This window comes from Photobacterium nomapromontoriensis (genome assembly GCF_050336815.1).
In the GTDB taxonomy this organism is placed as follows: Bacteria; Pseudomonadota; Gammaproteobacteria; order Enterobacterales; family Vibrionaceae; genus Photobacterium; species Photobacterium nomapromontoriensis.
This window is the reverse complement of record NZ_JAKJSL010000027.1, coordinates 113,841-129,132: the sequence shown is the minus strand read 5'-3', so window position 1 is coordinate 129,132 and position 15,292 is coordinate 113,841. Positions and strand designations below refer to the sequence as shown.

15 protein-coding genes are annotated in these 15,292 nt (G+C 43.2%); 6 read left to right on the top strand and 9 right to left on the bottom strand.

Annotated features, from left to right (window positions below; all coding sequences use genetic code 11):
- Nucleotides 1-282 precede the first annotated feature (282 nt).
- The 5 genes from L4D12_RS11690 (at nucleotide 283) to L4D12_RS11670 (ending at nucleotide 3,584) form a co-directional block, all read left to right on the top strand.
- Entirely contained in the window at nucleotides 283-837 is a 555-nt protein-coding gene (locus tag L4D12_RS11690) for a hypothetical protein (RefSeq protein ID WP_428448016.1), read from the top strand.
- Between the two features lie 213 nt (nucleotides 838-1,050).
- Nucleotides 1,051-1,392: a hypothetical protein gene (locus L4D12_RS11685; protein WP_428448015.1), complete on the top strand. Its 342-nt coding sequence runs from the start codon at nucleotides 1,051-1,053 to the stop codon at nucleotides 1,390-1,392.
- 321 nt (nucleotides 1,393-1,713) lie between these two features.
- Nucleotides 1,714-2,322, top strand: coding sequence for a sugar O-acetyltransferase (locus L4D12_RS11680; protein ID WP_428448014.1), 609 nt, complete (start codon nucleotides 1,714-1,716; stop codon nucleotides 2,320-2,322).
- A 134-nt stretch (nucleotides 2,323-2,456) separates the two neighbouring features.
- A complete protein-coding gene (locus L4D12_RS11675; RefSeq protein ID WP_428448013.1) occupies nucleotides 2,457-2,762 on the top strand; it encodes a hypothetical protein in 306 nt (101 codons plus the stop codon).
- 525 nt (nucleotides 2,763-3,287) lie between these two features.
- Complete coding sequence (locus L4D12_RS11670; protein WP_428448012.1) at nucleotides 3,288-3,584, top strand: hypothetical protein; 297 nt, start codon at nucleotides 3,288-3,290, stop codon at nucleotides 3,582-3,584.
- A gap of 115 nt (nucleotides 3,585-3,699) precedes the next feature.
- On the opposite strand, the gene L4D12_RS11665 is transcribed toward L4D12_RS11670, so the two are convergent.
- The 3 genes from L4D12_RS11665 to L4D12_RS11655 all read right to left on the bottom strand — a co-directional run bounded on the left by L4D12_RS11665 (nucleotide 3,700) and on the right by L4D12_RS11655 (nucleotide 8,737).
- Nucleotides 3,700-6,285 carry a TRAP transporter permease gene (locus L4D12_RS11665; RefSeq protein WP_428448011.1) on the bottom strand — a complete coding sequence of 862 codons (2,586 nt, stop codon included), beginning with the start codon at nucleotides 6,283-6,285 and terminating at the stop codon, nucleotides 3,700-3,702.
- A 67-nt stretch (nucleotides 6,286-6,352) separates the two neighbouring features.
- Entirely contained in the window at nucleotides 6,353-7,324 is a 972-nt protein-coding gene (locus L4D12_RS11660) for a TAXI family TRAP transporter solute-binding subunit (protein WP_428448010.1), read from the bottom strand.
- A gap of 501 nt (nucleotides 7,325-7,825) precedes the next feature.
- Nucleotides 7,826-8,737, bottom strand: a complete 912-nt coding sequence (locus tag L4D12_RS11655) for an AraC family transcriptional regulator (protein WP_428448009.1) — start codon at nucleotides 8,735-8,737, stop codon at nucleotides 7,826-7,828.
- A gap of 110 nt (nucleotides 8,738-8,847) precedes the next feature.
- On the opposite strand from L4D12_RS11655, the gene L4D12_RS11650 reads away from it, so the two are divergent.
- Complete coding sequence (locus tag L4D12_RS11650) at nucleotides 8,848-10,038, top strand: MFS transporter (protein ID WP_428448008.1); 1,191 nt, start codon at nucleotides 8,848-8,850, stop codon at nucleotides 10,036-10,038.
- A gap of 173 nt (nucleotides 10,039-10,211) precedes the next feature.
- Here L4D12_RS11650 and L4D12_RS11645 read toward each other — a convergent pair whose 3' ends face one another.
- From L4D12_RS11645 to lsrC, 6 genes are all read right to left on the bottom strand, one after another.
- Nucleotides 10,212-10,940, bottom strand: coding sequence for a beta/alpha barrel domain-containing protein (locus L4D12_RS11645; RefSeq protein WP_428448007.1), 729 nt, complete (start codon nucleotides 10,938-10,940; stop codon nucleotides 10,212-10,214).
- Nucleotide 10,941: 1 nt separating this feature from the next.
- The gene (lsrG, locus tag L4D12_RS11640) at nucleotides 10,942-11,235 is read right to left on the bottom strand and encodes a (4S)-4-hydroxy-5-phosphonooxypentane-2,3-dione isomerase (protein ID WP_428448006.1); all 294 of its coding nucleotides are present in this window, start codon (nucleotides 11,233-11,235) and stop codon (nucleotides 10,942-10,944) included.
- 9 nt (nucleotides 11,236-11,244) lie between these two features.
- Nucleotides 11,245-12,159 carry a 3-hydroxy-5-phosphonooxypentane-2,4-dione thiolase gene (gene lsrF, locus L4D12_RS11635; RefSeq protein WP_428448005.1) on the bottom strand — a complete coding sequence of 305 codons (915 nt, stop codon included), beginning with the start codon at nucleotides 12,157-12,159 and terminating at the stop codon, nucleotides 11,245-11,247.
- A 63-nt stretch (nucleotides 12,160-12,222) separates the two neighbouring features.
- A complete protein-coding gene (gene lsrB, locus L4D12_RS11630; protein WP_428448004.1) occupies nucleotides 12,223-13,242 on the bottom strand; it encodes an autoinducer 2 ABC transporter substrate-binding protein LsrB in 1,020 nt (339 codons plus the stop codon).
- A gap of 50 nt (nucleotides 13,243-13,292) precedes the next feature.
- Nucleotides 13,293-14,321, bottom strand: coding sequence for an autoinducer 2 ABC transporter permease LsrD (gene lsrD / locus L4D12_RS11625; RefSeq protein ID WP_428448003.1), 1,029 nt, complete (start codon nucleotides 14,319-14,321; stop codon nucleotides 13,293-13,295).
- A gap of 10 nt (nucleotides 14,322-14,331) precedes the next feature.
- Complete coding sequence (gene lsrC / locus L4D12_RS11620; RefSeq protein ID WP_428448019.1) at nucleotides 14,332-15,282, bottom strand: autoinducer 2 ABC transporter permease LsrC; 951 nt, start codon at nucleotides 15,280-15,282, stop codon at nucleotides 14,332-14,334.
- Nucleotides 15,283-15,292: the final 10 nt, after the last annotated feature.

The following is a 15,292-nucleotide window of genomic DNA, read 5'->3' as shown; positions in this document are numbered from 1 at the left end:
AGTGCTAAACAGTCTGTTCAAATGGTTGAATCGTCGAAGTCAGTGATGAAGTTATAACAGGGAAGGCTTGCTGCAAATGTTGGCTTATAACGGGATAACGCCGATGCAGGTGATAAGTCGGTTTACATATCAAGTGGCGATCACTTGGTTTTAGGTATGTTGTTGCCCACACGGGCATATATATGATTGAGGAGCCGGATGCGGTAGTTCCGCACGTCCGGATCTGAGTGGGGGACGTCAGGTAACTGGCTGCTCTACCACAATTGTTTTTAGGAAGAGTGTGTGTTTCATATATTAGTATTTTTGTTAATTACAGTGCTGATGGTAATAATCGGTTCTAATTTCTTTGGGAAGAAGGTTCTTATTGACTATTCAAACATACAAGATGTTTCAACTTTTGACGTCATAGAAGAAAGTCTTAAAATTATAAAATTAGATTCTGAAATTGAAAAAGAAGATAGGCCAAAATTTATTGCCACAGATAGAGGGCTCTTTCTTGAAATTATTGATGAATTAGGTGTTAACGTTTATTTTGAATATTGGATTTATTTTTCCTTTAAAGGTGAAAGTTTTTTACTTAAACACCATGCTGCACTAAAAGATTGGAATAATGATTCGGAAATATATAAAGAATATTTTTATAGTAATAATCCATCTTTATATGATCCTGCTGGTTTAAATTTAAAGAATATGTCATTTTGGGTTGCTAGTAATTTAGGGAGAAATTTAAGCAAGTATTTTGCAGATAATCTAACTCCAATAGATGTGTTTGGTGAGGATATTGTAAAAGACTTGAGGTACTATCTGAATTTTATTGTTGCAGTTGATTATTTGTGACCATGAGGAGTGGGATAAAAAACATGACAACGTGTTGCGCAGCCAATACCTAACCGATATGTTGAACAAGCCCAAGCTTCATATAAGTAAATATTGCGAATGGTGGATGGAGACAAACCGTCATCCCTATAGTGGCGGATGGTTTTTTAATCGCATGTTAAACCGTGGTTAAAATAACGACGTGTATCGTAGTCTCAAACAGGTAGATGTGTAATGAATAACTTGTTCACATATATATCGGCGATGAAAGAAGAGCCTGATGGCTTGTCGATAGTAGAGAAAGTATTAAACAAACAGAGTGTCGAAGAAAACGGCACTCTCATGGAAAACAGTGAGTTGTTGGTAAAGTTTGACAATGGTGTTGCTGTAAGAAAGCGAACTGAACGTGAACTATCCGGCTATATTACGGAATCAGTTTGTGAGGAGTGCTGGATTTCATATGACGTCATTGAACAGCCGAGCACTTTAAATATAGCGCCCCAGAAAAAGAATTTCACGAATCAATGCCAAGAGTCATTTTGGCTAAAAATCAACAAGGTACATTCAAGCACATAACAGGTATTCATCTTGATGATTGCGGGTGAGTGCTTTCTCAGGTGTTACATGTAAATGTGGTTAAAATGTTACATTACCTGATATTTTGGAACCATAGCGGGTTTTGTGAATCAATACCTTGCCTGTAGGATCTTCGCCGTGGATACTGAAACTTGGTTTATTGGTATGGCGTTAAATCAATGCTATAGATAGATTGTGATAGGGGGGGCCTCTGGAATTTTATCAAACTAGGCTTATAAAGTGTGGCAGAGTCTGGGTAAGGGGAGGCCATGCCATTCGTTAGAGTGCCGACAAAATTCAACATTTTTTTAAAGGGAAATTATGGATATTAAGGCTCAAATGCATAGTCAAAAAATCTACTACTGTGACGATGAAGAACTAGCAGCTAAGCAATTGGAATGCTTAGACGCCTTATATGACTTTAATCATACTCGTCCATCGCAAATGGAAAAACGCCAAGAAATAATGAAGTGGATATTTGCTGAAGTAGGTGAAAACTGTTATATCGAACCTCCTTTGCAAGCTAACTGGGGTATCCATACCCGTTTAGGCAAAAACGTTTATGTGAACTTTAATTTGACCTTGGTTGATGACACTCATATCTATATTGGTGACTACGTTATGATAGGCCCCAATGTGACCATCGCTACGGCGGGACATCCAATAGAGCCAAGTTTAAGAAAGAAAGTAGCGCAGTTTGATATTCCAGTGACCATTGGCAATAATGTTTGGTTAGGTGCTAATTCTGTTATTTTACCGGGCGTAACTGTTGGGGAAAATACGGTGATTGGTGCAGGTAGCGTAGTGACTAAAGATATACCAGCTAATGTCGTAGCCGTTGGTAATCCATGTCGTGTTCTGAGGGAAATAAGTGAACATGACAAAGAGTTCTATTACAAGAACTGTAAAATAGACGAAACAGCACCCTAATAATAAATGCAAGAGTGATTCACAAAGCTTAGCGCTCTCACTTAAGTTTGGTTTTGTGGTTATTGAATAATGGGTTAGCTAAGGTGTCAGCGTTGTTCACACTTTAATTTGGCGTTAGGCTAATCAGGGAGAGAATGATGTCATTTTGGGTTTTAGTTCTGCTTTCGTTTGTTCATATTGGTATGGGTGGAGCAGTTGGTTTTTGTCTGATTTTTGCGGCTTGTTCTGAACGTGGAGTCACATTGTCTAAGTCCAGCAATGATGTCTGTGTGGCTTTATGGTTTGCCTATGTAATCTCGTTGCTCTTAAGCGTTTTCTTAGTTATCTATTTTTATCTAATTGATAGTGAGGCGCCTTACTTTTGGTGGTACGCGATGCCATGGACGTTATTGATTGTGCTTATCACTTATTGGAGAGCATCGATCGTAAAATTAGCCTAACAAATTGTTCAAAGAGGGATTCAACACGTGTGGCGTTTTCGGCTTGCTTAATTTTGATTGTTTATATAAATCAATGCTATAGAGTAATTGTGATAGGATGGCCCCCGAAATTTTATCAAACCACTAAAGTCATCAAGTGTGGCTAACTTTCATGTTAGTTATGGCAATTAGTGTCACACTGTTACAGATGTCACTTATTGGTTTGATTGATAATTATCCTGCAGAATTAATACGTTTCGTTATGCTCCTATTTTTTTTCAATGTTTGGTATTTTCGCGATTAGATCACTGTGGAAGTCATCGAATAAGCCAAAGGTGAAAATTGGACATGCATTAGCGCTATTTTGGGCAATTTGTATTGGCAACCGTTTACTCTGTAGTCGATGTGGCGTTCAATCAGTGCTATAGCGAGATTGTAATAGGGTGGTAGTCAAAGGATTTGAACGCCAGTTATTACCCGGTGTGGTAGTTCTTGCTATTCGTAAATTGTATTAGCAGAGACCCCAGTTCAGAGGGAATTGTTTATATGAGAGATGTTTTTGTTGCTGTGGTTGTTATGCTCATGAGCGTTGTTAGTGTCTTGGGATGGCTTGCAATGATGTTTGCTTCTTTACCGGGTGCGGAAGTCAGTTATGCCATTTCAATGCGCATTATCAGAGGGCTATTTTATATATATCCAATTTTATCCGCGGTATCTATTTACTTTCTATATAGGCAACTCAGCGTTAGTTACTATGCGTTACTTTGGTGTTTAGTACCATTGGCTCCAATTGCTGTCGTTTGGTTTATCTTCAACAGTCAGGGCATCAATTCTGCTCTGTAATTATCGATTTAAATGACAGTATATTGATTGAAATGATCGCCATGAAGATGCACAAAAAGGAGCCCGGGGGCTCCTTTGATAGTTATTGTTGTGAATAAAGCATTTGAAGCGGCAGTTATGCCGTTTGCAGAGCTGGGTCCTTACTGATCCTGCGACGCTGCATTCCAACGATCATCATGAAGAGTAAGATAGCGGGTAACCATAGCCATTCTTTCGCCCAGCGCTCTGCTGGAATACGGATCTCCATGATTTCCTGATCGAACATCAGGCCTGCTTTTTCCGCTGGGCTTGAGAAATGGACGATATCAATCAGTGTTTTACCGCCTTCCTGATAGGTTTCTAGTCCTAAAGCCAGCTGCTTCTCATCCCCGTTATTACCGGCGGGCACTTCGAATAAAACAGAGTATTCCCTTTCAACACCGACAGCGTCTTCACCACTGACTCGCATACGTAAAATATCACCTTCATTGAGGGTATCGAGTTCATGACTCAATTGGGTTGGTGACACATAGCGGAACGGGTCTGTGATTTGATCTTGCCAAAAGCCCGGACGGAACAAGGTAAACGCGACCAGAAGCAAGAGTACTGTTTCATACCAGCGGTTTCGTGTCAGGAAGTAACCTTGTGTCGCGGCAGCAAAAATCAGCATCGCAATGGTGGCGACAATAAAGATGATGATGCCATGCATCCAGTCGACATCAATCAATAACAGGTCAGTATTGAAGATGAACAGGAATGGCAGGGCTGCGGTACGCAAGCTGTAATAGAATGCGGTCAAACCGGTTTTGATCGGATCCCCTTTCGATACTGCCGCCGCAGCAAATGATGCGAGACCAACGGGCGGTGTAACGTCCGCCATAATACCGAAATAGAACACGAACAGGTGTACGGCGATCAGCGGGACGATCAGCCCTTGTTGTTGTCCAAGTACCACAATTACGGGGGCCAATAAGCTAGATACCACAATGTAGTTCGCAGTGGTTGGCAATCCCATACCGAGGATCAAGCTGAGTAGGGCGGTAAGTAGCAGCATGAGCAATAGATTGCCCATTGATAGCATCTCGACCAAGTCAGCCAGCACGAGACCAACCCCCGTTTGTGAGACTGCACCAACAATGACGCCCGCTGTCGCCGTGGCAACACCAATGCCGATCATATTACGGGCACCTGCAATCAGACCTTCGCGCAAATCAATGACACCATCTTGGACACTGCCGTAATCGTGCTTGCCATCTTTGCGTAACCAGTTAAGCAGTGGACGTTGGGTAAGTACTATGACCACTAAGATCATTGACCCCCAGAAGGCAGAAAGTCCCGGAGATAGGCGCTCAACCATCAGGCACCATACCAGTACAATCACAGGCAGCAGGTAGTGCAAGCCTGACAGTAATACCGCGCGGGTTGACGGTAAGGTATCGAGGTTGGTTTCCTCTTCCGTTGGCAGTGGATCGTTCATGGCTGCAATTTTAAGCAGGCCAAGGTAGGTCACCGCCAGAATAAGGGCTATTCCCTGCAGGGTATAGTCGCCAAGCAGTGGCTTGAGCCAACCCAATCCATAATAGACCGCCATTGATAGCGTACTGAGCAGGGCTGCACCGAAGGCAAAGCCCGTTAAGCGCGCAAGCCATGGACGCGCTGCTGCAACTGCGATAGGTTGCATCCCGAGTTTAAGTGCCTCAAGGTGCACAATGTAGAGCAGCGAGATGTAAGAAATAGCCGCAGGCAGGAAAGCGTGCTTGATGATATCGACATAAGGGATGCCGACATATTCCACCATCAGAAACGCAGCCGCGCCCATAACGGGTGGCATGATTTGACCATTAACCGATGACGCAACTTCAACAGCACCGGCTTTTTCCGCGCTGAAGCCGACTTTACGCATCATTGGGATGGTAAAGGTGCCCGTGGTGACCACATTGGCAATGGACGAACCCGAGATCAAGCCTGTTAAGCCGGAAGCAACAACGGCGGCTTTTGCCGGGCCACCACGCAGATGGCCTAGCATACTGAAAGCCAGCTGGATGAAATAGTGGCCAGCACCTGCACGTTCTAATAGCGCACCGAAAAGTACAAATAAGAAAACAAAGCTGGTTGATACGCCAAGCGCGATACCGAACACCCCTTCAGTGGTGATCCACTGATGGTTAGCAAGAGCCGTGAACGGTACGCCGCGGTGTGAAAGAAGGCCTGGCATCCAAGGGCCAGCAAGGCTGTAGATTAGGAATACGCTGGCAATAATGGGTAGCGCAGGGCCCAGTACCCGGCGTGCGGCTTCAAGTAATAGCGGAATACCAATACATGCGGTTACAAAATCAGCCGTAGTGAGGTTGCCTGGTCGCTGTGCGAGATCGACATAGAACACAAATAAATAGAGTGCAGCGGCGGCTGAAACAAGACCCAGTAAAATGTCAAAGCCCGGTACACGATCACGTGGTGAACTCTTACGGGCCGGAAATACCAAGAATGCGAGCAACAGAGCGAATGCAAGGTGTATAGCACGGGTTTCGGTATCGTTCATGACACCAAAGCCGATGATGAATGGGAGCGGTGATGCAATCCATAATTGGAAAAGTGACCAAGCCAATGCGAGCCCGGCAATAAGATAAGCCATGCTACCTGAAGGTAATCGAGCCCCCACATCTTGGGCAATCAATTCTTCACTGGACAAGCTATCTTGAGATGTCGTGAGTGTTTTATTCATAATATTAACTCATAAATAGCGAGTGCCGCGTTGGCGGCACTCGATGGTAGTGCGAGAGGGGAAAAACTTATAGCCAGCCACGTTCCTTGTAGTAACGAGCAGCCCCTTCATGAAGCGGAGCGGTAAGACCATCGCTGATCATTTCTTTTTCGTTTAGTGATGCAAATGCTGGGTGAAGACGCTTGAAGCGGTTGAGATTATCGAAAACAGATTTCACCAACTGGTAAACCAACTCAGGATCAGTATCTACACTGGCAGAGAGTACGGCTTTGCCACCGAGCGATTGCACTGGTTCTGGGTTGCCACGGTACATGCCACCCGGTATTTCTGCCTTGGTGAAATAGGGCTTTTCAGCGATTAGCGCATCAATGATGTCACCAGTAACCGGAACAAATACCGCATCAACTGTTGTGGTTGCTTCTTGAATCGCTCCATTTGGGTGGCCGACAAAGTAGCTCATTGCATCAATATTATTGTCGGTCATTGCGGAAGCCTGTTCGGCAGGCTTGAGATCTGACACTAACGCAAATACAGAGTGATCCCACTTCTTGGCGTCGATCAGCTGCTCGAAGGTATCGCGCTGGCCAGAGCCTGGGTTACCGATATTAACGCGCTTACCTTTCAGCGCTTCGAAGTCACCGATGTTGGCATCTTTACGGGCAAGGATTGTGAAAATTTCACTTTGAAGAGAGAAGACAGAGCGGATGTTGTCCATTTTCCCTTGGCTACTGAACGGTGCTTGACCATACAAGGCTTTGTACTGGTGATCAGATTGCATGACACCAAAGTTGTATTCACCGCTGCGGATCCCATTGACGTTAGCCACACCACCGCCACTGGCTGGGGCATTACACTTAATACCGTGTGTATCAGCACCGCGATTAACGAAACGGCAAATAGACTGACCTGCAACGTAATATACGCCTGTCTGACCGCCAGTACCGATCGTGATGAACTGCTCTGATGCGACGGTGTTATTACTATATGAGAATAAGCTAGCAACTGTCATGGTTGCTGCAATCAGTGATAATCCTTTCATTGTTTCTTTCCTGCTAAAATCCTAAGACAAGGTTGTTGTTACATACTTACCGATTGGATCAAGCTAGTCTCCCATTGTGTTGCGAATAACCTTATTAATTTAAGCCATAGTTGTAAGTGTTTGTTTTAAATGGTTTATGTTTGTGGCTAATTAAACGGTTCTAATACGGTTTGTATGACGTGTTATTTAGTAACATCACATTTAAAACCTTATTTAACATGTGTGTTACCTATCCAATGTAAAGGCAAATGAAGCGGATAGATACCTCTGGTTCTTACATTGTAATAAATGGTGGGATATTGTTTTGTTGTTCAATATGACGATATTAATCGCCCTTTAACGGGGGGATTGGAGGGAATGATATACAATTTAATGGGATTGCAAGCCAGTTATGTCCTATTTTTGTGTTAAAAATAGCGCTAAAAATGATGAAAATCTGGCAATAATTTTTTGAACCGCACTGAATTTTTATCACCTGATGGGAATTTGTTAATTCCACCTTTAGTTTACGCTATTGTATAAGGCACTTTCTTGACGAAATTGTTTAGGTGTTTTGCCATAAGCAGATCTAAATTTTTTGGCAAAATAGGCCGGGCAGTTGAAACCAATTTCATACGCTATTTCAGTGATCGACTTACGACTTTCTAACAGTAATAGGGTTGATTTTTGTAGTCGATAACTTAATAGGTAGTTATTGGGCGTGCATTTAAGTGTATTGCGAAAAAGTCGATAGCATTCGCTTTCACTGATATTGGCGGCATGGCTGATAGCCGATATTGAAATACTATCAGCATAATGTTGATGAATGTAAGTTAACACGGTATGAATTCGGCGCTCATAGGCGGATGACACTCGGTTCTTGGCTAATATCGATGGCTCATTGGTACAAAATATTTGCCAGAGTTTCATTAACTGTAAACTTATGGCTAATTCAACGGCCAGACTCTCATTTTGACACGCAGTGAACCCGGTTTTCAGTTCATCAATCACTTGCTGTTGCCATCTTGTGAGGGGCGAAAACTTATAGCAGAGGAGATCTGCATTTTTGATGACAGGGTAAATGTACTTTTTATATACGCGGCTGTAGTTGGTTCCACCGATGAGGAGTGGATTAAAGACGATCGTTAAAATGCGGCAATCTTCCACGCCATGCATTGTTAGCTTATGAAGTGCTCCTGCATTGATAAAGAGCGCTTCATTGCAGTGGAGGATTTCAGTTCTGCCAAGGAATTCAACTTCTGTGCTGCCATCAATGACCAATATAAACTCAAGCTCATCATGCCAATGCCAGGCAATTTCACCACTGACAAATTCAGAAAATCGACTGTCATAGTAGGCACAGGGAAAATCTTCGGAGCCGTGATGCGTCAGTTCTTTACTATTGAGTGTGGTTTCAATATGGCAAGTCAGCATGATTTCAACATTGATAGGATCGTTATGGTTTAAGGCAGTATATACCTGTTTATTTACGATAAGTGAACGTATTGTTTTATACCATTCATTTCACCTCAATAAGATAAAACATGTTGCTGCTTCTAGTTATCATTTACCTGGCATTCATTAGCTTAGGGCTACCAGATGCCGTGTTGGGTTCGTCTTGGCCTGTCATGCATCGAGACTTAGGCTCCACATTAGAGTTTGCTGGTATTATTGCATTGGTCGTGAGTTCCGGGACGGTTATTTCTAGTTTGCTATCTGCCCGTCTGATCCATCATTTTGGCCCCGGTAAAGTGGTGGCGGTAAGTGTATTGATGACAGCGGTGGCATTACTGGGCTTTACTCAGGCGCAAAGCGTGTGGATATTGGCGCTGCTTGCAATCCCTCTAGGACTTGGGGCGGGATCGGTTGATGCAGCACTGAATAACTTTGTGGCGATCCATTACAAGTCAAAACACATGAATTACTTGCACTCATTTTGGGGGGTAGGGGCAACAGCTGGTCCACTTATTATGGCGGCTTTTTTGAGTCAACAAGAAGGGTGGCGCAGTGGGTATACAACCCTATCTTATGTGCAATTTGCGCTCGTGGTTGTGTTGTTCTTATCATTACCACTCTGGAAACAAGCTTTAACGTCATTGCAAACGACTGATGATCAGCCCGCAGGATTAGTGACCAATGCGAGCGCATTAAAAATGAAAGGGGTAAAGCTTCAGCTTGTGATGTTCTGTTGCTATTGCTCACTTGAAGCGGGAGCAGGACTATGGGCTGCCAGTTATTTAACGGAAGAGAAAGGGGTTGTACCTACGGAAGCCGCATTTTGGACTGCGATGTACTTTTTAGGTATCACGGCAGGCCGATTTGTTTGCGGCTTTATCGCAGATAAAGTGAAAGGTGAAACGTTAATTCGCAGTGGTATTATTACTATTTTTATTGGTGTGATTTTATTGTTAATGCCTCTTTCACCATTGTTCGCCAAAATAGGGCTGATCCTGATTGGCTTTGGCTGCGCACCCATTTACCCCAACACGATTCATCTTACACCTCAGCGTTTTGGCCAGGCTGCGTCACAAGCTATTATCGGGTTATCGATGGCCTTTGCTTATGTGGGAACCACCTTGTTTCCGCCGATTATTGGCGCTGTAGCCTCAACATTCTCTTTCGTCATGTTCCCCGTTATTTTGCTGGCATTCAGCATCATGATGTTGATGACGACAGAGCAGCTAAAGCGGTTAGCGAGCAACGAAGAGGATTTAGTAACCGCGGAACAAGTATAAATCGTGATAATAATGAGGAATGCCATTTATAACCTTGAGTAAATGGCGTAATTCTGTTTTGGCGTCATAAAAATATCTTCCATTGATGAACGAAGACAATGGTGAAAATGTTTAAAGTTAACAAGGTATGGACTAGCAAAAGGCCAGTTGACTGGCCTTTCAATTCGTTGTGACTACGTCGTTGTGGTTGAGGATAAGATTGCTCGCCATTTCTTGATATTTTCTGATGCATTATTGTTGGCAAAAATAGCGCTGCCAGAGACAACGACATGTGCACCATGGTTTATGCATGCTTGGGCGAGTTCAATGGACATCGATCCATCTACATTAATGATCTTACTCATGAGGTTGCGCTTAAGCAGTTTATTGAGCTGATCCAGTCGTGTGATGAATGCATTATCCGTCATCTTCGTACCCGTTCTTGGATCTAACGTTAGTAGTTGAATCATTTCAACACTGGGTAGTAGGGGTACGAGTAAGTCGAGATTGGTATCCGGACAGACGCTGATACCGCGAATGATATTCTTCTTTTGGTTTTGATATACACAATGTCTAGATCCCAATATTGATAATGTGCTATCCAAATCATTACATGCTTCATATTGAAGTGTGATGATGTGTGCTCCTGCATCAGCACATTGCAAAGCATGATATTGGGCGTGATTAACCATTAAATGGATATCGCAAATAAACTCAGGTGGCAGGAGGGGGCATGCCCACGCACCGACTGTTAGTTTCGGGACAAAATTACCATCCATGATATCAATGTGAAGCCATTCTGTTTGAGGTTCGAATGGTTGAAAAGTGGTGGCTAGCTGTTGCCAGTTAGCCGCCATCACACCGATACTTAACATGGAATGGTTATTGCCCATCGCCCATTTTAGAGTATTTGGTGTAGTCATATTAATCCCACATGATGCCAGTCAGTACCGTTTTGGAGCGATTACCAGTCATTAGGCCTTCAAGGTCTTTGACACATTGAAGATAATGCGGTGTTGTTTTGTGCTCAAGCATAGCGGCTTCATCACGATAAGCTTCATAAATGGTAAAGCGAGTTGGAATTTCTGGATCCTGTAATACATCAAACCGAATATTTCCTTCCTCTGCAATCGAGCCTTGTTGGTTTGGACGAAATGCAGCAATGAACTCATTTATTTTGTCTGGTTTTATATTGATTTCGACTAAAGTGACATGCATAAGTAATCCTTACTTGGCCTTAAGTTCTAGGAATAATTCATAAGCATGGCTGAAGTGCATGTTGTTATGTACGACAGCACGCACAGCTTTTATCATGGCAATAGGATCGTCGGATTGGAAAATATTGCGTCCCATATCTACCCCTGACGCACCTTGATCAATCGCTTTGTAACACATCGCAAGTGCATCTAATTCTGGTAGTTTTTTACCACCTGCAATAACGATAGGAACAGGGCATCCGGCGGTGATACGTTCGAATCCTTTCTCTACAAAATAGGTTTTCACAAACTGTGATCCCATCTCTGCAGCTAAGCGAGAAGCCAGTGAGAAATAACGCCAGTCGCGCTCCATGGCCGCACCTACACCGGTTACAGCCATTGTTGGAATGCCATAACGATTACCGGTGTCAATTAAATTAATTAGGTTAGTTAGTGACTTATGTTCGTATTCGGCGCCGACATAAATATTTACCGCCATGGCTGATGCATTTAAACGAATGACATCTTCAATGTTGACGGCAATGGTTTCATTATCAAGCTCTGGCTTATTGAGTGATAAATCATCATAGCGTGGGATAGGCAACATGGAGTTTGCGCCAGAGCAGCGTAATACGAGGGGTTTATTGGTATTAGCGGGTACGTTTGCACGGACTTGACCACGTGTGGCCATCAATACATCGGTATCTTCAAAGAGAGGTTTGATATTTAAATCAATCCGTTCTAATCCTGTTGTTGCACCTTGAAAATAGCCGTGATCAAATGCAAGCATCACGGTTTTTTTCGATACTGGATTAAATATTTGTGATAAGCGAGATTGCATACCCCAATCAAGTGAACCACAACCTTTTAGATCAAAATGTGGGTTAACCTGCGGTGTTTCCAAACCAAAATCTTTGCCGTCTTTGTGATCGTCTAAATCAGCCATTATAATTCTCCAAAAATGATGAGCTTAATAATGGGGCTAAGGTCTCTTAGCCCCTAAAATAAATTAGAAGTCGTGTTTATCGATATTATCGATGTGGAATACTGTCCGCTCTGGCATAACAACGATGCCATTGCCTTTTGCTTCATAGTCATAGCCTTGAACAGCGTTAGGGGATACGACGATTTTGCCTATTTGTGGAATATCCAGCGTATCACCAACGTTCATATCACCACTTCGAATTAATGCATGAGCAACGTGAACTGATATTTTGCCTTGATTGACGACGTCCCAGAGTCCAAATTGTTTAACTGTTCCGCGTTTAACATAAGGGCGCATGACATTCGGAGTACTAAAGCCGGTAATCGCGACATTAGTGACTTTTAGGTTTTCAGCAGCCTGAGCGGCAGCAGGTAGTGCATTCGCGTCAGGTGCAATGATGGCATCTAGGTCGGGGTAGGCTTTTAAGATATTTTCAGCGGTTTGCAATGATTTAGTCGCGTCATTGTAACCAAATTGGGTGGTAACCACTTCCCATTGCGGATGCTCTTTCGCAATTTTGGCTTTAGCCGCTTCAACCCACTGATTCTGATCTGTAACTGTTGGGCTGGAGTAGAAGAAAGCGATTTGCGCTTTTTCATCTGTAATTTGTGTCTTAGCCATGTCAATAAGCATACCGCCGAGCTGCTCAGGTGTTCCTTGACTGATATAGAGGCTACGGCATTCTGGTTTTGTATCTGAATCCCAGGTGAGAACTTTTACGCCGCGTTTCATGGCACGTTTTAAGGCAGGGCAAAGGCCATCTGGTGAAACTGCGGAGACAACAACGGCATCATAACCACGGTTTACAAAGTTATTTACAAGTTGAACTTGGCCTGTAACGCTGGGTTCTGTCGTTCCATCGTATGTGACATCAACGCCAATTGATTTACCGGCTTCTACCGCACCGAGACCACCGCTAGTAAAGAAACCCACACCCGTAAGTTTTGGTATGAATGCGACACTTTCTGCTGCATGAGCAACCGAACCTAACGCCATTGTTATAGCAGTTGCCAACACGACTTTTTTTAACATATTCGTTTTCATAAATCCTCCAAGGATTTTAGCGTGATATAATATGTGCTTTGTTGTACTAACTAATTGCTGTTCGTAATGTGTTCAATTGTTATTTGTTTCTTTATAGCTAATTTGGTTTTTAACCAGTTGGTGATGGACTCCTTATTAACGACGATTGATCGCCCAACCACGACAATAATTAATAAACCACCTGATAACGCACTTGAAATTTGATTTGTAACCCCCACCATTTGCAGTCCTTGTTGCAGGTATCCGACCATGAGAGCCGCAAGGGCTGTACCGATAACAGAACCCGCACCACCGTAGATATTGGCTCCGCCAAGAACGACAGCCGTAATCGCGGGCATTAAAAAGGAAATCCCAAGGTCTGAGCGTGCTGAACCGAAGTAGGAGACGAGTAATATTCCTGATATAGCCGCAAACAACCCCACCAGACCATAAGCGATACAGAGTGTAAATTTAACGGGAATACCACTGTATTGGGTAACTCGTGGATTTTGACCAATCAAATAGACATTACGGCCAATTTTTGTTTTATGAAGAATAAGTGAAATCACTGCCAGTGCTGTAATAAATACAACTAATGGAATAGGAAGTCCAAGAAAATCACTGTTCGCAAAATTAGTAAAACCATCTGGAAAGCCCCCAATCCCTTCATAACCAGTCGCACCAGACATACCCGAGAGCAATAAAGCACTGCCTCCATATAAGTACATGGTACCAAGAGTAATAACGAGTGGGTTGACACCAGTATAGAGAATTAATATCGCATTAATGACACCACACAGTAGGCCAACAGCAAGCGTGAGTATTACACATAATTCAATGGGTAAGCCAAGACGGTATACGACACCCAGTACGATGGCGCAGAGACCAATTGTTGAACCTAATGAAATATCGATCCCACCACTGACAATTACCAAGGTTAATGGTAATGCAACGATACCAATATAAATAAAATCACTGGTACTGTAGAGAAGCATATTAATATCGAGCATTCTTGGGTTTATTATTCCAAAGACAAGTATCTCTGCGATGATTAGCATAGCTAATGCACCTTCCCAATTGGCAAATTTACGCATATTCATAATATGGTTCCTATTTTGAATCGCTGGATTTGGCATCGTGACGAAAACGAGCATATTTTTGAACTTTAATTGCATTTTCGATTGAAACTCGCAGGCGACCATCAAAGACCAGAACGGAGAGTAATACCACGCCAGCAATGAAGTCATTCCACCATGCAGGTAAACGGAGCAGGACCAGAACGCCATCAATTAAGGTTAGGAAGAAGGCACCTAAAATCCCACCAATCACAGTACCAACGCCGCCCATGAGGCTAACACCACCCAACACGCAGGCCGCAATCGCTTTCATATCTAGGCCGTTACCCACAGAATTAGGCACAAACCCAATTTGAGAGGTAAAGACGATACCGGCCATCGCGGCCATAATACCGTTCATCGTAAAGGCAATGATGCGGGTTTTATCAACGTGTACGCCTAATTGACGTGCACCTTGTAAGTTGTCACCCACCGCATAAAAGTTACGTCCAAACTGTGTTTTTAATAAGATGTAGGCAAATGACACACCAAGTAAAATAATGCACCATCCTAAATAGGAGATCCCAATAACATTTGATGAGGATAAAATCTTAATTGATTCAGGAAGGCCTTCAATCCATTTTCCACCCGTCCAGAGCAACATTAAGCCACGGAATAATCCTAAGGTACCAAGAGTCGCGACGATGGCCGGAATTTTGCAGATGGCGACAAGGAATCCATTAAAAGCACCACATGTCGCTCCCACGGTTAAGGCAAAGAGACAGGCGACAGGCAGTGAAAATCCAGCATTGAGGGCGGTACCTACGGCTACTGCAGATAGCCCCATGGTTGAACCGACTGAGACATCAATATTACGGGTTAACATGACCATGGTGGCGCCAATGGCAAGTAGCATCAATACTTGTGAACTTGTAAAGACCCGAGTTAAGGTTGCCATTTCAAAATAAGAAGAATCCATGATTCCAAGAAAAACGAAAAGAATCATAATTGAGAAT